This is a genomic window from Pseudomonas sp. NGC7 (assembly GCF_047159675.1).
Classification (GTDB): Bacteria; Pseudomonadota; Gammaproteobacteria; order Pseudomonadales; family Pseudomonadaceae; genus Aquipseudomonas; species Aquipseudomonas kermanshahensis.
In genome coordinates this window covers 2,176,111-2,199,455 of record NZ_BAAFZY010000001.1, presented here as the reverse complement: position 1 = coordinate 2,199,455, position 23,345 = coordinate 2,176,111, and the positions used below count along the sequence as shown (strand labels likewise).

General features: G+C 63.6%; 20 protein-coding genes and 4 tRNA genes. 4 read left to right on the top strand and 20 right to left on the bottom strand.

From position 1 onward, the window contains the following. From ACMCNM_RS10100 to ACMCNM_RS10050, 11 genes are all read right to left on the bottom strand, one after another. A complete protein-coding gene (locus ACMCNM_RS10100; RefSeq protein ID WP_186703636.1) occupies nt 1–180 on the bottom strand; it encodes a hypothetical protein in 180 nt (59 codons plus the stop codon). A 136-nt stretch (nt 181–316) separates the two neighbouring features. Then, complete coding sequence (locus ACMCNM_RS10095) at nt 317–1,447, bottom strand: lactonase family protein (protein ID WP_412764284.1); 1,131 nt, start codon at nt 1,445–1,447, stop codon at nt 317–319. Then, a complete protein-coding gene (locus tag ACMCNM_RS10090) occupies nt 1,413–1,703 on the bottom strand; it encodes a DUF5629 family protein (RefSeq protein ID WP_186682054.1) in 291 nt (96 codons plus the stop codon). Before ACMCNM_RS10090 ends, ACMCNM_RS10095 begins: the two co-directional genes overlap by 35 nt. A gap of 139 nt (nt 1,704–1,842) precedes the next feature. Continuing rightward, complete coding sequence (locus ACMCNM_RS10085) at nt 1,843–4,218, bottom strand: efflux RND transporter permease subunit (RefSeq protein WP_412765912.1); 2,376 nt, start codon at nt 4,216–4,218, stop codon at nt 1,843–1,845. A 20-nt stretch (nt 4,219–4,238) separates the two neighbouring features. After that, the gene (locus ACMCNM_RS10080; RefSeq protein WP_412764283.1) at nt 4,239–5,279 is read right to left on the bottom strand and encodes a WD40/YVTN/BNR-like repeat-containing protein; all 1,041 of its coding nucleotides are present in this window, start codon (nt 5,277–5,279) and stop codon (nt 4,239–4,241) included. 277 nt (nt 5,280–5,556) lie between these two features. Beyond that, nucleotides 5,557–8,214: an aminopeptidase N gene (gene pepN, locus ACMCNM_RS10075; RefSeq protein WP_186682050.1), complete on the bottom strand. Its 2,658-nt coding sequence runs from the start codon at nt 8,212–8,214 to the stop codon at nt 5,557–5,559. A gap of 13 nt (nt 8,215–8,227) precedes the next feature. Next, complete coding sequence (locus tag ACMCNM_RS10070) at nt 8,228–9,058, bottom strand: DUF2797 domain-containing protein (protein ID WP_085273671.1); 831 nt, start codon at nt 9,056–9,058, stop codon at nt 8,228–8,230. Further along, nucleotides 9,055–9,315, bottom strand: coding sequence for a YeaC family protein (locus tag ACMCNM_RS10065; RefSeq protein WP_027596707.1), 261 nt, complete (start codon nt 9,313–9,315; stop codon nt 9,055–9,057). The genes ACMCNM_RS10070 and ACMCNM_RS10065 overlap by 4 nt, the downstream gene beginning before the upstream one ends. A 13-nt stretch (nt 9,316–9,328) precedes the next feature. After that, complete coding sequence (locus ACMCNM_RS10060) at nt 9,329–10,216, bottom strand: rhomboid family intramembrane serine protease (RefSeq protein ID WP_027596708.1); 888 nt, start codon at nt 10,214–10,216, stop codon at nt 9,329–9,331. Continuing rightward, nucleotides 10,213–11,184, bottom strand: a complete 972-nt coding sequence (locus tag ACMCNM_RS10055; protein WP_027596709.1) for a metallophosphoesterase — start codon at nt 11,182–11,184, stop codon at nt 10,213–10,215. Before ACMCNM_RS10055 ends, ACMCNM_RS10060 begins: the two co-directional genes overlap by 4 nt. Then, complete coding sequence (locus ACMCNM_RS10050) at nt 11,184–12,074, bottom strand: NAD(+) kinase (RefSeq protein WP_027596710.1); 891 nt, start codon at nt 12,072–12,074, stop codon at nt 11,184–11,186. The genes ACMCNM_RS10055 and ACMCNM_RS10050 overlap by 1 nt, the downstream gene beginning before the upstream one ends. An 88-nt stretch (nt 12,075–12,162) precedes the next feature. Here ACMCNM_RS10050 and ACMCNM_RS10045 point away from each other — a divergent pair, with 88 nt between their 5' ends. Next, nucleotides 12,163–13,098 carry a DUF1853 family protein gene (locus ACMCNM_RS10045; protein WP_186682048.1) on the top strand — a complete coding sequence of 312 codons (936 nt, stop codon included), beginning with the start codon at nt 12,163–12,165 and terminating at the stop codon, nt 13,096–13,098. Nucleotides 13,099–13,235: 137 nt separating this feature from the next. Then, complete coding sequence (gene cybB, locus ACMCNM_RS10040) at nt 13,236–13,781, top strand: cytochrome b561 (protein ID WP_099453335.1); 546 nt, start codon at nt 13,236–13,238, stop codon at nt 13,779–13,781. On the opposite strand, the gene ACMCNM_RS10035 is transcribed toward cybB, so the two are convergent. Beyond that, the gene (locus ACMCNM_RS10035) at nt 13,772–14,665 is read right to left on the bottom strand and encodes a pyridoxal-phosphate dependent enzyme (RefSeq protein ID WP_186682070.1); all 894 of its coding nucleotides are present in this window, start codon (nt 14,663–14,665) and stop codon (nt 13,772–13,774) included. The two genes, cybB and ACMCNM_RS10035, sit on opposite strands and share 10 nt — an antisense overlap. A 78-nt stretch (nt 14,666–14,743) precedes the next feature. Further along, on the bottom strand, nt 14,744–16,780 hold the full coding sequence (locus ACMCNM_RS10030; RefSeq protein WP_412764282.1) for an FAD-dependent oxidoreductase: 2,037 nt from the start codon (nt 16,778–16,780) through the stop codon (nt 14,744–14,746). Between the two features lie 190 nt (nt 16,781–16,970). Between ACMCNM_RS10030 and ACMCNM_RS10025 the strand changes: the two genes are divergently transcribed. Together ACMCNM_RS10025 and ACMCNM_RS10020 are read left to right on the top strand one after the other, a co-directional pair. After that, nucleotides 16,971–18,089 carry a nitrilase-related carbon-nitrogen hydrolase gene (locus ACMCNM_RS10025; RefSeq protein ID WP_186682044.1) on the top strand — a complete coding sequence of 373 codons (1,119 nt, stop codon included), beginning with the start codon at nt 16,971–16,973 and terminating at the stop codon, nt 18,087–18,089. Between the two features lie 4 nt (nt 18,090–18,093). Then, the gene (locus tag ACMCNM_RS10020) at nt 18,094–19,134 is read left to right on the top strand and encodes an AraC family transcriptional regulator (RefSeq protein ID WP_412764281.1); all 1,041 of its coding nucleotides are present in this window, start codon (nt 18,094–18,096) and stop codon (nt 19,132–19,134) included. A 230-nt stretch (nt 19,135–19,364) separates the two neighbouring features. Here the strand turns inward: ACMCNM_RS10020 and ACMCNM_RS10015 are convergent, their stop codons facing one another. From ACMCNM_RS10015 to ACMCNM_RS09985, 7 genes are all read right to left on the bottom strand, one after another. After that, nucleotides 19,365–20,213 (bottom strand): DUF2242 domain-containing protein, encoded by an 849-nt coding sequence (locus tag ACMCNM_RS10015; RefSeq protein WP_412764280.1) that lies wholly within the window; start codon nt 20,211–20,213, stop codon nt 19,365–19,367. 189 nt (nt 20,214–20,402) lie between these two features. Beyond that, a tRNA-Asp gene (locus ACMCNM_RS10010) sits at nt 20,403–20,479 on the bottom strand. A 140-nt stretch (nt 20,480–20,619) separates the two neighbouring features. Beyond that, nucleotides 20,620–20,696: transfer RNA gene (locus ACMCNM_RS10005), tRNA-Asp, on the bottom strand. Nucleotides 20,697–20,797: 101 nt separating this feature from the next. Then, a tRNA-Asp gene (locus ACMCNM_RS10000) sits at nt 20,798–20,874 on the bottom strand. 92 nt (nt 20,875–20,966) lie between these two features. Next, nucleotides 20,967–21,042: transfer RNA gene (locus ACMCNM_RS09995), tRNA-Val, on the bottom strand. 321 nt (nt 21,043–21,363) lie between these two features. Beyond that, nucleotides 21,364–22,137, bottom strand: coding sequence for an SDR family oxidoreductase (locus ACMCNM_RS09990; protein ID WP_027596718.1), 774 nt, complete (start codon nt 22,135–22,137; stop codon nt 21,364–21,366). Continuing rightward, nucleotides 22,134–23,345, bottom strand: coding sequence for an O-succinylhomoserine sulfhydrylase (locus ACMCNM_RS09985; RefSeq protein WP_085273675.1), 1,212 nt, complete (start codon nt 23,343–23,345; stop codon nt 22,134–22,136). The genes ACMCNM_RS09990 and ACMCNM_RS09985 overlap by 4 nt, the downstream gene beginning before the upstream one ends.

The window sequence follows — 23,345 nt, the reverse complement described above, 5'->3', positions numbered from 1 at the left end:
TCAGTGGCTGTGCTTGCCACCCAACGCCGCATAAAAATTCGCGCTCTGACGCAAGTACTGCTCGGTATAGCTGTGGGTAGAGGACGCCTTGCTGCGGGTGTCGGCATGGGCATGCGTCGGCAACACGACCGAAGCGGAAATGGCGGATGCGGCGATGACCGGGAAGAGATTGAAGTTCATGTGGGCTGACCTCGACGGCGGTGGTTTGACGTTGGCCCGTTTGGGCCTTGGGTCAAACTTACGCCGCCAAGCTCACGCGTAGAAATTCATTGCGACAGTAACCATTATCACGCTGATCGATAGTCGCTCGAAACGGTCACTCGATGAACTTCAGGTCCGACGGCGCAGCCTGCGGGAGCGTCTGTACTGTCTCACCGAGCTTGCCGCTACGCGGGTCACGGCGCATGACCACGATCTGGTCACTCTTCTGGTTGGCCACCAACAGGAAGTTGTCGCTAGGGTCGAGGGCAAATTCACGAGGGTGATCGCCCTCCACCGAACGGCGTTGCAAGAACGCCAACTGGCCATCGTCCTTGCCCACGCTGAAGGCCACGATCTCGTTGGCCGTGCCGCGATTGCTCACGTATAGGAAGCGCCCATCCGCCGACAGGTGCAGGCCGCCAGCGGCCTTGGCCGCAGCGTCCTGGTGGTCCGTCAGGGGTAGACGCTGGCGCTCGACCAGGCTGCCGTTCTGCACATCGAACACCACCACCTCAGCGCTCATTTCCAAGGTCAGGTAGGCGTGTCGCCCCTTGGCGTCGAACAGCAGGTGACGCGGGCCGCTGCCCGGCGGCAGGGCCACCGACGCCGGAATCGCTGGCGTCAGTGGGTGGTCTGTGCTGGCACCGTCGTAACGGTAGATGAACACCTTGTCGGCGCCCAGGTCGCAGGCATACAGGTGCTGGCCGTCCGGCGACAGCACCAGCGAATGCACATGGGCGCCGGCCTGGCGTTCGGGGTTTACGCCGCTTGGTTTATGGCGGGCTTGCTGCACCACCTCCTTGAGCTTGCCGTCCTTGGCCACCGGGATCACCACCAAGCTGCCGCCGGGGTCTGGCTTGACGGCGTAGTTGGCAACGAACAGGAAGCGCTGGTCGCGACTGAGGCTGGCGTGGGTCGGCTCGTCGCCTCGGGTGGCCACCTGGTTGAGCGGTTTGATCTCGCCTTTGCGGCTCACGCTGAAACTGCTGACGTGGCCTTGCGCGGTTTCGTTGACTGCAAACAGTTGCCGTTGGTCGGCCGAGAGCACCAGCCAGGAAGGGTTCTCGCTCTTGACCACCTGTTGCGGGGTCGGCGTGATCTGGCCTGTCTTGCTGTCGAACAGGTAGCGGTAGATGCCTTGGCTCTGGCCATCGGTGTAGCTGCCCACCAGCAGCGTGGCGGCGTGGGCGTTGATTGTCAGGCTCATCAGGCTAGCGGTCAGCAGGCTCGTCCAGATCCGGTTCATCGTGGTCTTCATCCGGGGCGCGAAAGGCACTCATACAGACTAGACGATGCTCGCCCTGGGCACCGTTGAGCGTCCACTCGTCACCCGTGGCGGTGGCGGCGGCGATCTGCTCGGGGGTGAAGTTCCAGCGACGCAGCTGGCGGCCGTCCATGCATTCGACGGTCAGGCCGGTTTCGTTGGACGTGAAGTTGAAAGCGTGCAGGCCGTCGATCAGCAGCATGTCGCAGGTTTGGAGGGCGGTGGCGAGGGGGGACATGAGGGTACCAATTGGGAAAAGAGCGACAGTATAGCGACATGGCACCTGTGGGAGCGGGTTTACCCGCGAATGCGTCGGCGAATGCACCACCGTATTCGCGGGTGAACCCGCTCCCACAGGCCCTCTACAGCCCCCTCACTTAATGGGCAAAAATGGATCCGCCCTCCTTGCCCACCATCTTCTCAGGCTTGATCAGGAACCGCGCCAGCGCCGGCAGCAGCCACAGCGCACCGAACATGTTCCACAGCAGCATGAAGGTCAGCATCAAGCCCATGTCGGCCTGGAACTTGATCGCCGAGAAGATCCAGGTGCACACACCAATGGCCAGGCACAACCCGGTGAACAGCACCGCCTTGCCGGTCGAGCGCAGGGTTTCGTAATAGGCCTCCTGCAACGGCAGGCCTGCACGCAGGAAGCTTTCCAGGCGGCTGTAGATGTAGATGCCATAGTCCACGCCGATGCCCACACCCAAGGCCACCACCGGCAACGTCGCGACCTTCACGCCAATGCCCATGTAGGCCATCAGCGCATTGCCCAGCACCGAGGTCAGCACCAGCGGCAGGACGATACACAGGGTTGCGGCGAACGAGCGGAAGGTGATCAGGCACATCACCGCGACGCAGATGTACACCAGCACCAGAATGGTCAGTTCGGCCGACTTGATCACCTCGTTGGTGGCCGCCTCGATCCCGGCGTTACCGGCTGCCAGCAGGAACTCCAGGCCCTCTTTGTTGTGGCTGTCGGCAAAGGCCTTGGCGGCTGCGGTGACGCGCTCCAGGGTTTCGGCCTTGTGGTCGTTGAGGAACACCAGCACAGGCGCCAGCGAGCAGTCGGCGTTGTACAGGCCGTCGGCGCGGGCGATGGAGTTGTTGAGGATGTCCGGGTTGCGCGACAGGGTCTCCCATTTCAGGCTGCCCTCGTTCATGCCCTTGATCACCTGCTTGGACACGGTCACCAGCGAGATCGCCGACTGCACGCCCGGGGTGTTCTCCATGGTCCACATCAGCTCGTCTATCGGCGCCATGGTGGAGTGGATCGAGCAGCTTTCCGACGGCGTCTTGACCATGATCACCAGCACGTCCGAGCTGGTCGAATAGTTGCTGATGATGAAATTGTTGTCCTGGTTGTAGCGCGAGTCCGGGCGCAGCTCCGGCGCGCCCTGGTCGAGGTCGCCGATTTTCAGGTTCTGGCTGTACCAGAGGCCACCGGCGAACATCACCAAGGCCACGGCAACAGACACCGGCGCCACCTTGGCACTGGCGAAGTTGGACAGCAGGCGCCAGAACGGGTGCTCGCGGGTCGCGTCCTTCTTGCTGCGCTCGACCGCCTTCTTGCTGATGCCGACATAGGAAATCGCCACCGGCAGCAGGATCAGGTTGGTAAAGACGATCACCGCGACGCCGATCGAGGCGCCGATGGCCAGCTCGCGAATGACCCCGATGTCGATGATCAGCAGGGTGATGAAGCCCACCGCATCAGCAAGGATGGCGATCATCCCCGGCAGGAACAGCTGGCGGAACGTGCGCCGGGCAGCGGTCAGTGCGTTGTCGGCGCCACTCGACTGCAAGGCGATGCCGTTGATCTTCTGCACCCCGTGGGAAATGCCGATGGCGAAGATCAGGAAGGGTACCAGCATCGAATACGGGTCGAGGCCGAAGCCCACCGCATGCATCAAGCCCAGCTGCCAGACCACCGCCACCAGGGTGGTGATGAGCACAGCGATGGTGCTGCGGATGCACCAGGTAAACCAGAAAAGCAGCACCCAGGTGATGCCCAGGGCCACGCCAAAGAACATCGCCACCATCACCAGGCCGTCGATCAGGTCGCCGACCTTCTTGGCGAAGCCGACGATATGGACCTTCACGTTGGGGTTCTGCGCCTGGAACTTGTCGCGGATCTTCTCTTCGAGCAGGTGCGAGAACTGCTGGTAGTCGAGCTTGACCTGCTTGCCTTGGTCCTGCGGGTCGGGGTAGCTCTCCAGCAGCGGCACATCGACGATGCTGGACTTGAAGTTGTTGCCCACCAGGCGCCCGACCTGGCCGGACTTGAGCACGTTGTCGCGCAAGGCATCGAGGCTTTCGGCCGAGCCGTTGTAGGTATTGGGGATCACCTCGCCACCGGAGAAGCCCTCTTCGGTCACCTCGGTCCAGCGCACACTGGGGCTCCACAGCGACTTCAGCCCGGCGCGGTCGACGCCGGGGATGTAGAACACCTCGTCATGGATCTGGCGCAGGGTCTCCATGTAGTCCTTGTCGAAGATGTCACCGTTGACCGCCTCGACCGAAATACGCACGGTGTTGCCGAGGTTGGCCAGGTCGTTGCGGTGCTTCATCATCTGTTCGATGAACGGGTGCTCGAGCGGGATCATCTTCTCGAAACTGGTCGAGGGGCGGATCTGCGTGGCCTGCCAGAACAGGAAAATGCTGACCAGCACGCACAGGGCGATGACCACGGGGCGGTTGTTGAAGATCAGGCGTTCGAGCAGCGTGGCCTTGTCCTGGTGATGCGGGTGCATGGTGATGCTCTCCCTGCTGGTCATGGACGCGCCTCCTTGGCAGCCTGGTCGGCGCCTTCGGCGGTGGCCAGGTGCACGCCCCCCTGCCCCACCAGCAGCAAGCCGCCGGTTGTCAGGCCGGTGACGCCGGCCAGGGCGATGCGGTCGGCACGGTTGTAGACGCTGAAGGTTTGCCCGTCGTCATGGCTGCGCAACACGCTGCCGCCGTTACCGACCAGCACCACGCTGCCATCCTCGACAAGCGTAGCGCTTGCCAGGCCGAATTCGAGCGTGCCGCGCGCGGCTTTGAGTTCGATCGGCTGCCAGCTGTCGCCGAAGTCGGTAGAACGGAACAGGTTGCCACGCAGGCCGTAGGCCAACAGCGTCTGTGGCTGGGCGGTGCCGATCACGCCGAACAGCGAGCCCTCGTACGGGCCGTCGACCTTGGCCCAGGTCTGGCCGTTGTCGCCTGAACGGAACATGCTGCCCTGCTCGCCGACGATGAACAGGCCGGCGTCCTTGATTACGGCGATGCCGTTAAGGTGCAGTTGGTCGGCGTTGTCCAGGCGTTCGGCAACGTCCTGCCAGTGCTGGCCGCCGTCGGTGGTTTCCAGCAGTGCGCCATAGGCACCCACGGCAAAACCGTGCTGGGCGTCGAGGAAGGTGACGTCGAGCAGCGGGGCTTCGCGGGACAGGTCTTCGAATTGCTTGCTCCAGGTCGCGCCGCCATCGGTACTGGCGAGGATCTGCGCATCATGGCCGACAGCCCAGCCGTGCTTGTCGTCGAAGAAGAACACAGCGGTGAGCAGTTGCCGGGTGGGTACCCGGGCCTGGGTCCAGGTCTTGCCCTGGTCGTCGGAGAACAGGATATGACCGCGATCACCGACCACGACCAGACGCTTGCCGGCCTGGGCGGCGTCGATCAGCAGGCTTTGGCTGGCCTTGGCCGATTCGGTCGAGTATTCGTCGGCGGCAGCGGCTTCGACACTGCCCGTCCACATGCCCAATGCCAGCGCCAGCATCGCACCGGCGGCCAGCGGCCAGGCTCCACGCCTGGTCTGCGCCATCAGCTGCTCCCTCATGACCGTCCCCTGTTTGTTGTTCTTAGTGGGTCAATGCCTTGCAGGTACTGCGAAATGCCTGTGGTAGAGGCCTGCAATAGCTTGAGGGGATCGTAGCGGGGAAGGTTGCGGGAATACAACGAGCGGGACGTTATGTTTTGTTAACCGCCCAAAAGCTTCGCGGGACAAGCCCGCTCCCACAGGTTTTGCACAATACCTGGACTGCCCCCAGAAAGTTGCACAGTACCTGTGGGAGCGGGCTTGTCCCGCGAAAGGGCCCGTTCAGGCTATCGAGAACTCAAGCCAAGCTCTTGCTCACCACCTCATAGACATCACTGGACAGCGCCCCAGAAGCCAGAATCCGCTCCAGCTCACCCTTCATCAACGCCTGACGCGCGTCGTCGTACTTGCGCCAGCGGGTCAGCGGGGCCAATTGACGCGAGGCAATCTGCGGGTTCAGCGCATTCAGCTCGATCACCAGGTCCGCCAGGAAGCGATAACCCGAACCATCGGCCGCATGGAAGTTGACCAGGTTCTGCCCGGCAAACGCCCCCACCAACGCCCGCACCTTGTTCGGGTTTTTCAGGGTGAACGCCGGGTGCTGCATCAGCGCCTTGACCCGGGCCAACCCGCCTGGCAGCGAACTGGCGGCCTGCACGCTGAACCACTGGTCCATGACCAACGGGTTGTCCTTGAAGTGCTCGGCGAAGGTTTCCAGGGCCTTGGCCCGCTCGGCTTCGAACGGCGAATTGACCAGCACCGCCAGGGCGGTCAGGCGCTCGGTCATGTTGTCGCACTGGTCGAACTGCTCCAGGGTCGCCTCCAGCACCTGCGGCTTGCCGCTGAGCATCAGGTACGACAGGGCGATGTTCTGCAGGCTGCGGCGGGCAAAGTGCTCGGCCGCAGCGACGTAGGCCGTGCTGCGCGAGACCTCGCGGTGCGCCTGGTAGCGGGCCCACAGGCCATCGAACAGCTGCTCGGCGATCTGCTGCCGGGCGAACTCGCGGGCGGCGTGAATGGCATCGACGTCAGCTACCTGGCTGATTTCGGTGAGGTAGGCTTCGCCTGGCAGCGAGAGCATCTCGGCGACCATGGCGGCGTCCAGCGATTCGTTGCCCAGCACGGTACCGAGGGCGGTGATCAGGCGCGGGTCGAGCTTCAACGCTTCGCCACGTTGATGCTGGCCGATCAGCTCCTGCAGCACCTGCACCGACAGCTGTTGGCCCGCTTCCCAGCGGTTGAAACCATCGCTGTCGTGCTGCATGAGGAACATCAGCTGGTCGCGGTCGTACGGGAAGCTCAATTTCACCGGCGCGCTGAAGCCTCGCAGCAGCGAGGGCAGCGGCTTGGCCGTGAGGCCTTCGAAGGTGAAGGTTTGCTCCGCCTCGGTCACCGACAGCACGCGGCTGGTGCCGCCAGCCGCGGCTTCACCCGCCAGGCGCAGCGGCAGGTCGTTGCCTTCGGCATCCAGCAGGCCCAGCTCGACCGGGATCACAAACGGCAGCTTCTCGGCCTTGTCGGGGGTCTGCGGGCAGCTCTGGCGGAAGGTCAGGCTGTAAGTCTGGGCGCCTGCATCATAGGCTTCGCTGACTTCCAGGCGCGGCGTGCCCGCCTGGTTGTACCAGCGTTTGAACTGGGTCAGGTCGACGCCGTTGGCATCTTCCATGGCCTTGATGAAGTCGTCGGTGGTCACCGCCTGGCCATCGTGGCGTTCGAAGTACAGGTCGCTGCCTTTGCGGAAGCCCTCCGCCCCCAGCAGGGTGCGGACCATGCGTACAACCTCGGCCCCCTTTTCGTACACAGTCAGGGTGTAGAAGTTGGAGATTTCGATGAAGCTGTCCGGGCGCACCGGGTGGGCCATGGGGCCGGCATCTTCGGCGAACTGGTGGGTCCGCAGGTAGGCGACGTCCTCGATGCGCTTGACCGTGCGTGAGTTCATGTCGGCGCTGAACTCGGCGTCGCGGAACACCGTGAAGCCTTCCTTGAGCGACAGCTGGAACCAGTCACGGCAGGTGACGCGGTTGCCCGACCAGTTGTGGAAGTACTCGTGGGCGACCACGCCTTCGACACGCTGGTGGGCGGCGTCGGTGGCGGTTTCGGCCCGGGCCAGCACGCAGCTGGAGTTGAAGATGTTCAGGCCCTTGTTTTCCATGGCGCCCATGTTGAAGTCGTTGACCGCGACGATCATGAAGATGTCCAGGTCGTACTCGCGGCCATAGACTTCTTCGTCCCAGCGCATGGACTTCTTCAGGCTGACCATGGCGTGGTCACACTTGTCGATGTTCTCGGGTTCGACGTAGATGCGCAGGGTCACATCGCGGCCCGACTGGCGCACAAAATTGTCCTCGACGCACCAGAGGTCACCGGCCACCAGGGCGAACAGGTAGGCCGGTTTCATGAACGGGTCTTCCCACGTTGCCCAGTGGCGGCCGTCTTCTGCCGGCCCGCTGCCGATGGGGTTACCGTTGGACAACAGCACCGGGTAGCGATGCTGCTCGGCGATCACCGTGGTGGTGAAGGTGCTCATCACGTCCGGGCGGTCGAGGTAGTAGGTGATCTTGCGGAAGCCCTCGGCCTCGCACTGGGTGCAGAACATCTTGCCGGACTTGTACAGGCCTTCCAGCGCGGTGTTGCTCTCGGGGTGGATCTTCACGCTGGTGTCGAGGGTGAAACGCTCGGCCTTGGGCTGCACGGTCAGGCTGTCGGCTTCGAGCTGGTAATCGCTTGCCTGCAGCTCGGTATCGTCCAGGGAAGCGCGCAGCAGCTCAAGCTGCTGGCCGTCGAGCACCAACGGCGGCAGACCGGCACCGCGTGCCGGGTTGCGGCGCATGACCAGTTGCGCATGGACCAGGGTGTGGTCCTCGAACAGCTCGAAGGTCAGGTGCGTCTCGTCGATCAGGTACTCGGGCGCCTGGTAGTCCTTGAGGTAGATCACTTGCGGTTGTTCGGTACGCATGTGCAGGTCCTTTTTACTGGAGCACGGCCAACTGGTAGGCCGTGTACTTGCGAATGTTGATCACGCCGGTGTCGAAGATCAGGTACTGGCCCTTGATGCCCAGCAGCGTGCCTTCCACTACTGGGTTCTTGTCCAGGTTGAAGCTGACGATCTTCGTCGGGTAGGCCTCGACCGGGTAACGCATCTGCACCACTTCGGCATCCGGCAGCGGCTGAATCGCCTGCAAGCCGAAGCGCCCTTGCAGCTCGCGCAGGCCGTCGGCACAGGCATCGAAAATCTGTTCACGAATGGCCACCAGGTCCAGCGCTTCGGCATCACCCTTGAGCAGAGCGCGCCAGTTGGTGCGATCCGGTACCTGGCTGCGCAGCACGTCTTCGACCAGGCCCGACTGCTGGCGGGTGGCAACGCGCATGATCGGCAGCGCCTGGCTGGCACCCTGGTCGAGCCAGCGGGTGGGCAACTGGGTGGCGCGGGTAATGCCGACCTTGACCCCTGACGAGTTGGCCAGGTAGACGACGTGGTCGGTCATGCAGAACTGCTCGCCCCAAGACGGTTCGCGGCAGGTGCCGGCGTCATAGTGGCAGCGTTCCGGGGCCATGATGCACACGTCGCACTGGGCCAGCTTGGTCATGCATGGGTAGCAGTAACCCTGGCTGAAGCTGGTCTTGGTGCGCTTGCCGCAATGGCTGCAGTGAATGGCGCCGAGGTACTCGAGGCGCAAGCGCTGGCCGATCAACGGGTTGACCGGTACCTGCTCTTCACCCAGGCGAAAGCTGTATTGCACGACCGGTGCCTCAAGGCGCACCGCCATCTTGCTCAAAGAGCCACGAGCGAGTTCGATCAATGTACCGAGTCCGACTTGAACAGAATGTTAGGGATCGGCGCAGACTTCGAGGCGCACTCTTGCGGCCCCATGTAGCCGGTACGCTGGTCTTCGGGGAGGTTTTTCATTTCCCAGGCGATCACCGCCTGCAGCGACAGCTCTTTCTGCTCGGCAGTGAGCTTGCGGCCATCAGACCATTTGCCGATTTCCACGGCCGTTTTCAGGCTCTCGTAGATCTCGGGAGTAATGTTTTCAATCATTTGCGCGAAAGTGGACATAGCGTCTCCTAATTCAAGCCGACAGTTTACGCCGGGCCATGCCGCCACCCAAGAGCCCTGTCAGGCATCCGATGAGCAGGCCGCCGACGTGGGCGGCGTTGGCGATTTGGCCGAAGCCGAGCTGGCCGACTACGCCGGTCAGGCACACCACCAGCCAGATCAGCATCATCACCAGCACGCCCTTGGGCAGGTTGAAGTGCGGGTTGGGCGCCAGCCACTGGTACAGCCAGATGTGCCCGAGCAGCCCGTACAGCACCCCAGAAAGGCCACCGAACAGGCTCGCGCCACTGGTGTAGTGCTGGGCCAGGTTGGAAACCAGGCTGAACAACAGGGTCAGGCCCAGCAACAGCCAGGGCCCCTGGCGCAGCTCGATGCGCTTGCCCAGTTCCCAGTACCACAGGCTGTTCATGGCCAGGTGCAGCACGCCGAAATGCAGCAGCATCGGCGACACCAGGCGCCACCATTGGCCTTCGGCGAGGCCCTGGGCCAGCGGGGTGAAGTAGAGGTAGTCGCCCTGCACGCGGAAGTCGAGGAAGGTGAACCAGCCAATGGTCGAGAAGTTGTCGCCAAGGCCGGTGATACCGGCAACGATGAAGCACAGCAGCAGGACAGCGGCGGTGACCTTGCAGGCTTTTACCTGGTCTTTGAGGGAGGGTTGTGTGGGGGCACTCGCGGCTGAATCCCCTTCCACAGGGGCCTGCGCAAGCTCAAGGTCGGCGTTTCCGTCGGGATAGCGTTGGTAGAGTTGCAGCACATCCTGGGCCAGCGTGTCGGGGGCCCACAGGACCTGGACTTCACCTTCTTCACTGACCCGGTGCGGCACCTGCAAGCGTTGCAGCAGGTGCACGAAGCCGCTGAGGTCGACCGACAGCGGCAGGCGCATCACTTCGATTATGTTCATTGATTGGCCTGTGGGCGGTCGACGTCGACCCAGACGAACTTGTGCGGGTCGATACGGGTTTCATCATCCAGCCGATAGGCGACCAGTTTGCCGTAAAGCACCGCGCTGTAGTCGAGGCAGGCCAGGTTGTCGCGGATCGGCGCTGGGCGGCCGCTGCGCCAGTAGTGGCCGACGAACAACAAAGGCTCGTCCTCGGCATAGCGCAGCAAGGCGTTCTTCTGGGTATGGCTCAGTGGCGTGCTGGCGACGGCTTCAGGCAGCGCATCGGGCTGGAACACGATGTCGCCATAGGTTTGCGGGTCTTCTTCCCAGAACTTGGTGCGGAAGAACGCGCGGGTCAGGCCATCGCCACCGGTTAGGGTCAAGCCGTCCGGCAGGCGCATGTCGGTGCCCCGCAGCAGGCGATTGCACACGGTGGCGGCAAAGCTGCCGGGCACGGCCGAGGCCTGGATGAAATGTTCGTCGATGCGCCCATCCGGGTATTGCTGGCGCAGCGGCTCGATCAGCCGTGGGTCCCAGCAGGCATGCACCAGGCGGAAACGCCCGGCGTCGACGAACAGCGGCAGTTCGTAAAACCAGTTGACGAAGTCATGCCAGTCGCCCGGGTGGTGGGCGAACTGCGTGAGGGTCTCGTCGATCAGCCGGGCGTGGCGTGGCGTGTGTTCGCGCACATGGGCCTTGCCGCTGCCGGGCAGCGCCGGGGTGACCCAGCCCAGGGCGTTGTACTCATGGTTGCCCATGATGCAGAACGCCTGGCCGGCCTCGACCATGTCGTGCACGATGTGCAATGCCTCGCGGATGCGCGGCCCACGGTCGACGATGTCGCCCAGGAACAATGCCTGGCGCCGCGGGTGACGCCAGACGCCGGCCACACGCTTGTAACCGAGGGCGTCGAGCAAGCGTTCAAGGGTCAGCGCACAGCCATGCACGTCACCGATGATGTCAAAACTTCGCGCCGGATCGAGCATCAGTCGTCCCTGCTTCCAAGGCGGCTGCCCCAGCCGAGTTTGGTACGGCACACTTCGTAGTAGTTATGGTCCAGCGGGTGGATCAGGCGCAGTTTCTGCGGCTTCTTGCTCACCGTGATGGTGTCGCCAGGGGCGCAGGTGAAGTGGTTCTGGCCGTCACAGGACACCTGCGGGTAAATCTGCAGGTCCTTGGCCACGACAATCTTCAGTTCGCTGTTGCCGTCCACCACGATCGGCCGCCCCGAGAGGGTATGCGGGTACATCGGCACGATGACGATGGCGTCGAGCTTGGGGTGCATGATCGGGCCGCCGGCCGATAACGCGTAGGCGGTCGAACCGGTCGGGGTGGCGACGATCAGGCCATCGGCCTTCTGGCTGCAGACGAACTGGCCGTCGATGTAGATTTCGAACTCGATCATCCGCGTCGACTTGCCGGGGTGCAAGACCACGTCGTTGAGCGCATCGCCCTGGCCGATGGCCTCGTGGTGACGGCGCACTTCGGCCTGCAGCAGGAAGCGGTTTTCCACCAGGTAGTGGCCGTCGAGCACTTCGGCGACCTTTTCTTCCAGCTCGTCAGGGCGGATGTCGGTGAGAAAGCCCAAGTTGCCGCGGTTGATGCCGAGCACCGGGATGTTGTGCCGGGCCAGCGCGCGGGCGGCGCCGAGCAGGCTGCCGTCACCGCCGACGACGATGACCAGGTCGCAGACCTCGCCCAGCAGCTTGCGCGTGGACGTCTGCAGGCCGTGGCCGGGCAGGACTTCAGCGATGGTGTCCTCGAGGATCACGTGCAGGTGGCGCTCGAGGAGGAATTTTTTCAGTCGGCGAATGGTGTCGAGCACCTGCGAGCTGCCAAGGCGTCCGATGATACCGATATTGCGAAATTGCTCCATGGGGCTCCTGCGAGGCTCTGCGGCGGGTGACTATGCGCCGATTATGGGCGAAACGACCGGGTAGCGGCAAACCGGCTATGCTCGCTGGATGATGCCTTTCGCCGAACTCCACGACTTGCCTCGCCAGTTGCGCCGCCCTGCCGTGCGCGACCTGGCCTGGGCATTGCTGTCGCCCCCGCTGCTGAGCGCCCCGCCCTGCCCCCAGCGCCACCCGCTGGCCGGCAGCGCCTGGGCCGATGATCCGCAACGCCTGAAGGCCTGGCTGCTGGCCCTGGATGCCGACGAGCAAGCGCTGCGCGACAGGCTGGCGCGCCTGACCAGTCGGCGGCTGGGCCTGTACTACGAATGCCTCTGGCAGTTCGCCCTGGGCCAGGCGCCGGGCCTTGAGTTGCTGGCAGCAAACCTGGCGATTCGCGCAGGCGGGCAGACGTTGGGTGAGCTGGACATTCTGTTGCGGGATGACGAGGGGGTGCAGCATTTCGAGTTGGCCATCAAGTTTTACCTGGGGCCGACCCACAGCGATGGCCGAGACCCGACGCAGTGGCTTGGCCCAGGTTGCCATGACCGGCTGGGGATCAAACTGGCGCACCTGACTGGGCATCAATTGCCGATGTCCAGTGGCGCGCAGAGCCGCGCGGCCCTGGCCGGGCTTGGCGTGCAGCAGGTGCAGGCGCACCTGTGGCTGGCCGGTTACCTGTTCTACCCATGGCCTGGGCAGGCAGAACCGCCCGAGGGGGCCAACCCGCTGCACCTGCGCGGGCGCTGGTTGCGGCGGCGGGATTGGTCGATGGCCACTGGCGAACGCTGGCAGCCTTTGCCCCGCGATGCCTGGTTGGCACCGGCGCGGGTCGAGGCGAATGAATGCTGGACGGCACTGCAGTTCGGGGCTTGGCTGCGGGGGCTGGATGAGCATGCGCCGGCGCAGATGCTGGTCAGGCTAGAGCAGGAAGCCGAGGGTGCCTGGCATGAAGTGGAGCGGGTGTTTTTGGTGGCTGATAGCTGGCCACTTTTGCCCACGCGATGATTCTGCCAGCGAAGAGGCCAGTACAAGCAACACAATTTTCACCGACCTGGAGCAAAGATTGGTTCCCTCAAGCGGATACAGTGACTACTGAGCGCCACCAAGAGCGCCACTTCAAGACCTGATGATGAGGATCAACCATGGTTTCATCCACCCCCACGCAACATTACGCGCGCCTGTCCATCGCCCTGCATTGGCTGATGCTGGTGCTACTGGCCGTCGTATACGCCTGCATCGAGTTTCGCGGCCTGTTCCCCAAGGACAGCGCCGAGCGCAATCTGATGAAGGACCTGCACTTCATGCTGGGCCTGACCGTGTTCGTGCTGGTCTGGCTGCGCCTGGCTGTGCGCCTGAGCCGCCCCACCCCGCCCATCCTGCCCAAGCCACCGGCCTGGCAGACCGGCCTTGCCCACCTGATGCACCTGGCGCTGTACCTGCTGATGATCGGCCTACCCCTCGCCGGCTGGCTGATTTTGAGTGCCGCCGACAAGCCAGTCCCCTTTTATGGGCTGGAACTGCCGCACCTCATCGGCGCGGACCCAGACCAGGCCAAATTCATCAAAGGCTGGCATGAACGCATCGGCAGTTGGGGTTACTGGCTGATCGGCCTGCATGCAGTGGCCGGGCTGTATCACCACTACGTGCAGCGCGACAACACGCTGCTGCGCATGCTGCCCTACAAATAACCGCGCCGGCCTTGCAGGCCACCGGTATGCAGCACGATCAGGCGGGTGCCGGGCGCGAACAGGCCGGCCTCGACCTGCTCGCGCAGCGCCAGCAGGGCCTTGCCGGTGTAGAGCGCTTCTAGCGGCACGCCTGTGTGCCGCTCGCAAGCGTCGATGAACGCCAGCAGCTCGTCGTCGGTCCGAGCGAAACCGCCCCGGCAGGCATCATGCAGTTGATAGCCACTGCCGCCGGCCAGATCCATCACAACGTCCGGCACGCCGTGATCGCGGGGCACCGCCAGCGCGCCGTGCACGTCATGCGCGCCCGCCTCTGCCAGCACCAGGCCGGCCAACGTTGTACCGGTACCCACGGCCAGCCACCAGGCGCTGTAATCGTCCCAACCGATCTCGGCCAGTTGCGCGCGCGCCTGCGCGACGATCAACCCGCAACCCTGCGCGCCGGCCAAGCCGCCGCCGCCTTCGGGAATGCAGTGCCAACCGGGGTAGCGTGCCTGCCAGGGCTGCCAGAAACCCGCCTCATGACGGGCGCGGTAGCCGCCATAGCCGAGCCAATGCACGTGCATGCCCAACGCCTGCAGATCCCGCACCGTCGGCGTGTCCTGGGGGTGGCCACGCAGCAGGCCGGCCGTGGCGAAGCCGAAGCGCTTGCCGGCAGCGGCCAGGGCATGAAGGTGGTTGGAGTGGCTGCCGCCGAGGCTGATCAGGCCAGGGGCACCTGACTCATGGGCGTGCTGGAGGTGGTGGCGCAGCTTGAACCACTTGTTGCCGCTGATCAGGGGGTCGATCAAGTCCAAGCGCAGGATGGCGACTTCGACCTTGGCGTTTTGTAGCCAGGGCAGGTTCAGGGGGTGTAGAGGAGCCTGGGGCAGGTCGAGAAAATCGATAGACATGGATCGGGGCCTGAAGCGAAGGCTTCAGTTTATCAGTGAACATCGGGGGCCGCTTCGCGGCCCCCGGCTATCTCAAAGCTCGGCAGCCAACCGCGAGCCTTGGTTGATCGCCCGCTTGGCATCCAGCTCGGCCGCCACATCCGCGCCACCGATCAAGTGCACCGACTGGCCTGCGGCCAGCAAGCCTTCTTGCAGCTCTCGCAGCGGCTCCTGCCCGGCACAGATCACCACGTTGTCCACTGCCAGCAATTGCGGCTCACCGCCGCCGACCCGAATATGCAAGCCGGCATCATCGATACCCAGGTACTCCACGCCGTTGAGCATCTGCACCTGCTTGTTCTTGAGCCCCGTCCGGTGGATCCAGCCGGTGGTCTTGCCCAACCCGTCGCCGACCTTGGACTGCTTGCGCTGCAGCAGATACACCTGGCGTGCCGGCGCGTGCGGCGCAGCCTTGATGCCGGCCACACCCCCGCGGGCCTCGAGCTGGGTGTCGATGCCCCACTCTTTCCAGAACGCCTCGCGGTCCTGGCTGCTGGCCACGCCCTGGTGCACCAGGTATTCGGACACATCGAAACCGATGCCACCGGCGCCAATCACCGCGACCGCATGGCCGACTGGCTTACGCTGGAGCAGCACGTCCAGGTAGCTGAGCACCTTGGCATGCTCGACCCCCGGGATCGCTGGCGTACGCGGCGCAATCCCTGTGGCCAGGATGACCTCGTCGAAGCCGCCGTCCACCAGCGCCTGTACATCGACACGGGTGTTCAGGCGCAGGTCTACGCCAGTGCTGCTCAGCTTGTTACGGAAATAGCGCAGGGTCTCGAAGAACTCTTCCTTGCCCGGCACCCGCTTCGCCACGTTGAACTGCCCGCCGATCTCGCTGGCGGCATCGAACAAGGTCACCTGGTGGCCCCGCTCGGCGGCCACGGTGGCGGCAGCCAAGCCGGCCGGGCCAGCACCGACAACGGCAATACGCTTCACGGTGCGCACAGGCAGGTAGTTGAGTTCGGTCTCGTGGCAGGCGCGCGGGTTGACCAGGCAACTGGTCAGCTTGCCGCCGAAGGTGTGGTCCAGGCAGGCTTGGTTGCAACCGATGCAGGTGTTGATCTCGTCAGCGCGCCCGGCAGCGGCCTTGTTGACGAAGTCCGGGTCGGCCAGGAACGGCCGGGCCATCGAAACCATGTCAGCATCGCCTTCGGCGAGCACCGCCTCGGCGACTTCCGGGGTGTTGATGCGGTTGGTGGTGATCAGCGGAATGCTCACGGTGCCACGCAGCTTGGCGGTGACCTTGCTGAACGCCGCCCGCGGCACTTTGGTGGCGATGGTTGGGATACGCGCTTCGTGCCAACCGATACCGGTGTTGATCAGGGTCGCCCCCGCCTGCTCGATGGCCTTGGCCAGCAGCTCGATTTCGTCCCAGGTGCTGCCCCCTTCGACCAGGTCGAGCATCGACAGGCGGAAGATGATGATGAAGTTCGGGCCCACCGCCTCACGCACACGGCTGACGATCTCGACGGCCAGGCGCATGCGGTTTTCATAGCTGCCCCCCCACCTGTCGGTACGGTGGTTGGTGTGGGCGGCCAGGAACTGGTTGATGAAGTAGCCTTCCGAACCCATGATCTCGACTCCGTCATAGCCGGCCCGCTGGGCCAGCGCGGCGCAAATGACGAAATCGGCGATCTGTTTCTCGATGCCTGCTTCGTCCAGTTCTTTGGGCTTGAACGGGTTGATCGGCGCCTGGATGGCGCTGGGCGCGACCTGGCGCGGGCTGTAGGCATAGCGCCCGGCATGGAGGATCTGCAGGCAGATCTTGCCGCCAGCGGCATGCACCGCCTCGGTCACGATGCGGTGCTTGTCGGCCTCTTCCTCGGTGCTGAGCTTGGCAGCGCCGGAATAGACGCCGCCTTCGTCATTCGGAGCGATACCGCCGGTGACCATCAGGCCGACGCCGCCACGGGCGCGCTCGGCAAAATAGGCCGCCATGCGCTCGAAGCCGCCGGGGCGTTCTTCAAGACCGGTGTGCATCGAACCCATCAGGGTGCGGTTGCGCAAGGTGGTGAAGCCCAGGTCGAGCGGTGCGAGCAGGTGCGGATAACGGTCGGCAGCCATGGAATGTCCCCCTGTGGCGTGATCACGGAATGCGGGTGCCTCGCCAGCTGGCGGGCCCCGTCGTTTATCTGCCACTGACATTAAACAGCTGTTTGAACAGCCTCAATGATCGAAACTGACAACTTATTGATCCTCCCGCACAGCAGGGCTACCCTAGACAACTCCAACTTCCAAGGCGCTGTACCGCTTCATGCAAAAACTTCTGGCAAGCGCCTTGGCGCTGGTGATGATAGCCGCCCTGTGCGGCTACGGCTTCTGGACCCAGCAGCGCCCGGAAGGCCATTACCTTTCCGACCTGCGCATCGAGCTGGCGCTCAACCATGGCGTGCCCGGTGAGCGAGGCAATTTGCTTGGCGTCGAACCGCTGCTCTACCCCAGTGACTACCAGAACCTGCAACGCCTGCACCGCAAGCTTTCGGCCTATTTGCAGCAGGCTCGCGTACAGGGGCTGGTCGGCCCACGCACGGTGGTGGTGCTGCCCGAGCACATCGGTACCTGGCTGTGGGCACGGGGTGAAAAGAACGAGCTGTACCAAGTCACGCAGAGCCGCGAGGCCTTGCAATGGCTGGAGCTGAGCAACCCGCTGCGCTATGGCCTGGCCATGCTGCGCGCCAACGCCGACGACTGGCGCAGCGATGCCCACCTGCGCATGAAGGCCGAGCAGATGGCCGCCGATTATCAGCAGTTGTTCGGGGGCCTGGCCAAGGAGTTTGGTGTCACCCTGGTGGCCGGCTCCATCGTGCTGCCGGCCCCCTATGTCAAACAAGGTGTGCTGCACGCCGGTAATGGCCCGCTGTACAACAGCAGCGTGGTGTTTGCCGGCGACGGCTCGCTGCTGGGCCAGCCACAGCGTCAGCAGTATCCGGACAGCGAAACGCGCCGTTTCATCCATGATGGCCGCCAGCAACCGCTGCAGGTACTGCAAACCCCGGCCGGGCGCCTGGGCGTACTGGTCGGCAGTGACAGCTGGTACCCGGAAAACCACCAGCAACTGACACAACAATCCGTGCAATTGATCGCCAACCCGGTATTCCTCAGTGGCAAAGGCAGCTGGGAGGCGCCATGGCGTGGCAATCGCCATCAGGACGCGGCGGCGGAGCTCGCCCTCAAGCGTGGCGAAGTCAGCGAACAAAACGCCTGGCAACGCCTGACCCAGGCCGCTGGCGAAGACGTCAGCAGCATGAGCGTGTTCATGCGTGGGCAGTTCTGGGAGCAGGCCAGCGATGGCCAGGGCTTCGCCCATCAGTCGGGTCAACTGCTGGCGGGCAACCCCAGCCATGGCGCCCGCCTGCTGAACCTCTGGTTGTAACCCCGTGGCCCGCCCCCGCGTGCGCCTGGGTGATCTGTCGGTAGGGTTTGTCCAGCCACTGGCCGAGGCATTGCGCGTGCTGGGCCACGACCCTGCGCCCCTGCTGCAACGCTATGGCCTTGACGGGGCACGCCTGGCCGAAGCCGGAGCACGCCTGTCGATCCCGCGTTACATGCACCTTGGGCATGCCGCCATCGCGCTGTGCGCCGAGCCGGCCTTGGGCCTGCACATGGGCCGCCTCAGCCGTCTGGCGCATGCAGGCCTTGCGGGCATCACCGCAGCCCAGGCGCCCACCGTGGGCGAAGCGGCGCGCACCTTGTTGCGCTTCGAGCCGCTGTACGCTGCCAACTACCGGGGCCACTCGCGCTTCCAGGAAGATGCCCAAGGCGCCTGGCTGCGTTTTTATTCCATCAGCCCCTACAACACCTACAACCGCTTCGTGGTCGACTCCCTGCTCGCCGGCTGGCTGGCGCAACTGGGCGACCTGGCGGGGACTGTGCTGCAGGCCGAACGGCTTGAAATCGAATTTGCTGCGCCGCCCTATGCCGCCCAGTATCAGGCGCTGTGCAGCACCCCGGTGCAATTCGGCGCCGACGGCAATCAACTGCGCCTGAGCCGCGCCACCCTGCAGATGGCCAACCCGCAACACTGCCCGAGCACCTGGCAGCACCTGCTGCAGCTTTGCGAAGCGGAGTTGCAACAGCGCACGCGGGTGCGCAGCCTCGGTGAACGCATCACGCACCTGCTCGGCCCGCTGCTCAATGGCGGCCGCGAACCGGACCTGGACGAAGTGGCGTTGAGCCTGCAACTGCCGACCTGGACATTGCGGCGCAAGCTGGCCGAAGAAGGAACGCGTTTTCGCGACGTGTTGAACGAGACACGGCGCGACCTGGCCGAAACCTACATCCGTGACACGGAGCTGGCTTTCGGCGAAATCGCTTATCTGTTGGGGTTTGCTTCGGCAGAGGCTTTCCAGCGCGCATTCAAGCGCTGGACCGGCCTCACGCCGGGGGAGTTTCGCCGCAGTCAGCGGCAGGCCGGCTAAAGCTCGGTGGCGTCGTCGGCGGGTTCCGGGGTGTCCAGTTCGTATGCCTGGAACTCGAGCAGCTCTTCCTGATATTCATCCATTGCCCTGCGTCCTCTTTTCTCATTTGTCTTCGTAGATGTCGCCTTCAACCTAAGCAGGTTGGGTGAAGGAATGATGACAAGCTCATGAGAAGTAAACGTAGCAGGAATCGACGGCGTTATCGCCGCCTGTCTGTAACAGGGAATGTGTCAGAGCGCCGCGGGTACGGGCTCTGCAGGCTGTGTCTCCTGTTGCACCTGGATAGGCGCAGGTTCGGCGGGCGGCGCTACAGGCTGTGACCCCTGGCTGTCATTCGCCGCTGGCGCTGCTGGCACTTCGCTGGCGGGGGCAACGGGGGCAGGTACAGGCGTGTTTTCAGCCGCTGGTGTGGCTTCAGCCGCGGGCGTTACAGGAGCGGCCACAGGCGCTGCAGCCGCCTGCTCCGGCAGCCCCAGGTCGACCGCTGGCTTTTCAACCTTGGGGGCGGGCGCCTCAGGCTCGACTTTGGCCTTAGCCTTACTGGCTTTTTTCGGCTTCGGTAGATAGCTCTCTACCAGTGCGAAGTAACGGTCGTAGAACTGCGCCGCCGTCACCGTCTCACTGGCGACCTTGACCATCGAGTCATCACTGGAGCCTATCGGCATGGACACAGAACCCAGCACGCCCACGCCAAGGCTGGCGGAAGTGTTGGATTTCTTCAGGCTGTAGCGGTCCTGCAGGGCGTTGGCGAACATGGTCGAGCGCTGCTCGTCGCTCACGTCGGGTGCGCAGGTAACGTTGAAGCTGATCTGCAGGTGGTTTTCGCTGTTCTGCTGAAAGCTCTTGTTGCCGGTCACCTGGTTGGCACCGCTGCTGGTAATGATGTAACCCTGGCTGAGCAAGGCGCGGCGAGCGGCCTCGCAGGAGCCGGCATCGGTCACCGGGAAGCTGCGCGAGAAGGTGCCCGAGTCATCGAAGTTCTCATGTTCGTAGATGGCAGCTTTTTTTGAGGAACAACCGGTCACGCCCGCCAGCACCAGGGCCAGCCCGAGCGCACCAAAGACGGATGATCTGGTCATTGCGAATTCCGGGTAAGTCGAGAAGGTGCCTATTGTGCATCACTGCGCACGGGCACTGAAACCGTTCATCCGTGAAGAGTCTGTCAGCTTCGTGTAAATGTGGGCTGGCGGGGCGTGAAAACGAAAAAAGCGACCCTAAGGTCGCTTTTCACGTTGCTTCGAGGCGTTCAAGGGGCCTCGAGGCGAAGATGGCGCAGCGGACGGGACTCGAACCCGCGACCCCCGGCGTGACAGGCCGGTATTCTAACCGACTGAACTACCGCTGCGTATCGCTTGGGCTTGCGCCCAGTTGAAACCTGTTGCCTGCTTACCGGCCAAGGGCACAGTGAAGTCAGGCACAAAAAAAGCGACACGTTGATCGCTCTTTTTGTTGCTTCGAAGCGTTCAAGGGGCTTCGAAGCTAAGATGGCGCAGCGGACGGGACTCGAACCCGCGACCCCCGGCGTGACAGGCCGGTATTCTAACCGACTGAACTACCGCTGCGTATCGTTCAGGCTTGCGCCCGATTGAAACTGGGATCGACCTCAGGCATATTTGCCTTTCGGTCTCAGACCGGTGCAAGGCACCCATCTGTTACTAAAAAGTGGCGCAGCGGACGGGACTCGAACCCGCGACCCCCGGCGTGACAGGCCGGTATTCTAACCGACTGAACTACCGCTGCGCATAGTGACTTACGTCGTGGCTTATCAGGCCTTGTTCCTCTCTGGCTATCTGCTTCTTTCGAAGCTTCCTGCACCAGGAACGCTCAGGAAGTGGTGGGTGATGACGGGATCGAACCGCCGACCCTCTGCTTGTAAGGCAGATGCTCTCCCGGCTGAGCTAATCACCCCCGCGATGTTGCTTGTTGCGTTTGCTTCGCTGAGGCCGCGAAATTTACGCAGGTACCGATGCTAAGTCAATACCCCCATTGAATTTTTTTTCAAAAAGGGCAAAAAAGAGGTTTGCCGGTGTGAGGCCAACGGATCAATGCTGCCTTCACTGTAGGAGCAGCCTTGTGCTGCGAAGAGGCCGATGAAAGCACCGATGATTCAGCTTGAGCTCACTGCCCTCTTCGCAGCATAAGGCTACCCCTGCACCAAGCGGTCGCGCGATGAATAATCGCTGGAAACAAAAAGGGGACCTTTCGGTCCCCTTCTTAACATCTGACAGCTCAGGTGTAGATCATCTTGCGGGTCATGCCGCCATCGACCACGAACTCCTGGCCGGTGACGAAAGCCGCTTGGCGCGACAACAGCCAGGCCACCATGGCCGCCACGTCTTCCACCGTCCCTACCCTGCCCGTCGGGTGCTGGGCATGGTCGGCATCGGTCAACGGTTCGGCACGGCGCTGGGAAGGGTCTCGTGCATCGATCCAGCCCGGGCTCACCGCATTGACGCGGATCTCCGGGCCCAGGCTCATGGCCAGGGCATGGGTCAACGCAACCAGGCCGCCCTTGCTTGCCGCATAGGCTTCGGTGTCCGGTTCGGACTGCCGTGCCCGGGTCGAGGTCAGGTTGACGATCGCCCCGTTATGCGCACGCAGGTAAGGTGCGCAATGCTTGGCCAGCAGCATCGGGCCATTGAGGTTGACCGCCAGTACGCGGTTCCATTGCGCCAGGCTAAGGCTTTCCAGCGTCTGGTTGTGCGGGTTGGCGATCGCCGCATTGCACACCAGCGCGTCGAGCCGACCGAACTGCCCCAGTACCTCGGACACCCCGGCACTGACCTGCGCCTCGTCGGCAACGTCCATGGTGATGAACCAGGCGTTGTCACCCAACGCCTTGGCCACCTTGGCCCCGCGTGGGCGGTCAAGGTCGCTGAGCACCACCTGCCAGCCTTCGCAGATCAACCAGGCGGCAATCCCCAGGCCGATGCCGCGAGCGGCACCAGTCACCAAGGCTACCCGGCCGTTATGGCCTGGCTTACTGCCGCTGATTTCAATCACAGTGCCGCCAACCCACGCGCGAGGTCTGCCTGCAAGTCGGCCACATCTTCAAGGCCCACGGCGACGCGGACCAGGCTGTCGCGGATACCCGCTGCCTCACGTTCCTGCGGCGACAAGCGGCCGTGGGAGGTGGTGGCAGGGTGCGCGATGGTGGTCTTGCTGTCACCCAGGTTGGTGGTGATCGAGATGACCCGCGTGGCATCGATGAAGCGCCAGGCGCCCTCTTTGCCGCCCTTGACCTCGAAGCTGACCACCGCACCAAAGCCGCTCATCTGGCGCTTGGCCAGTTCGTGCTGCGGGTGGCTTGGCAGGCCGGCGTAATGCACTTTCTCGATGCCGTCCTGCTGCTCCAGCCACTCAGCCAGTTGCTGAGCGCTCTCGCAGTGCGCACGCATGCGTAGCTTGAGCGTTTCCAGGCCTTTGGTGAAGATCCACGCATTGAACGGGCTGAGGGTCGGGCCTGCTGTACGCAGGAAGCCCACCACTTCTTTCATCTGCTCACTGCGCCCAGCCACCACACCGCCCATGCAACGGCCTTGGCCATCGATGAACTTGGTTGCCGAGTGGAACACGATGTCGGCACCCAGCTTGAGCGGCTGCTGCAGTGCCGGGGTGCTGAAGCAGTTGTCCACCACCAGCATGGCGCCACGCGCGTGGGCGACTTCGCTGAGAGCAGTGATATCGACCAGCTCGGCCAGCGGGTTGGACGGCGACTCGACGATCAGCAGCTTGGTATTGGCCTTGATGGCCTTTTCCCAACCCGACAGGTCGACCAGCGGCACGTAGTCCACCTCGACGCCGAAGCGCTTGAAGTATTTCTCGAACAGGCTGATGGTCGAGCCAAATACGCTCTGCGACACCAGCACATGGTCACCGGCGCTGCACAGCGACATGACCACGGCAAGGATCGCCGCCATACCGGTGGACGTCGCCACTGCCTGCTCGGCGCCCTCCATGGCCGCCAGGCGTTCCTCGAAGGCACGCACAGTCGGGTTGGTGTAGCGCGAGTAGACGTTACCTGGCGTTTCGCCAGCAAAGCGTGCAGCCGCATCGGCAGCCGTACGGAAAACATAGCTGGAGGTCAGGAACAGCGCTTCGCTGTGCTCGGCCTCTGGTGTACGGTTTTGCCCGGCGCGCACCGCCAGGGTGTCGAAGCCGACACCCTCGAGGTCACTGTCCAGTCGTCCGGCATCCCATTGATCCGTCAT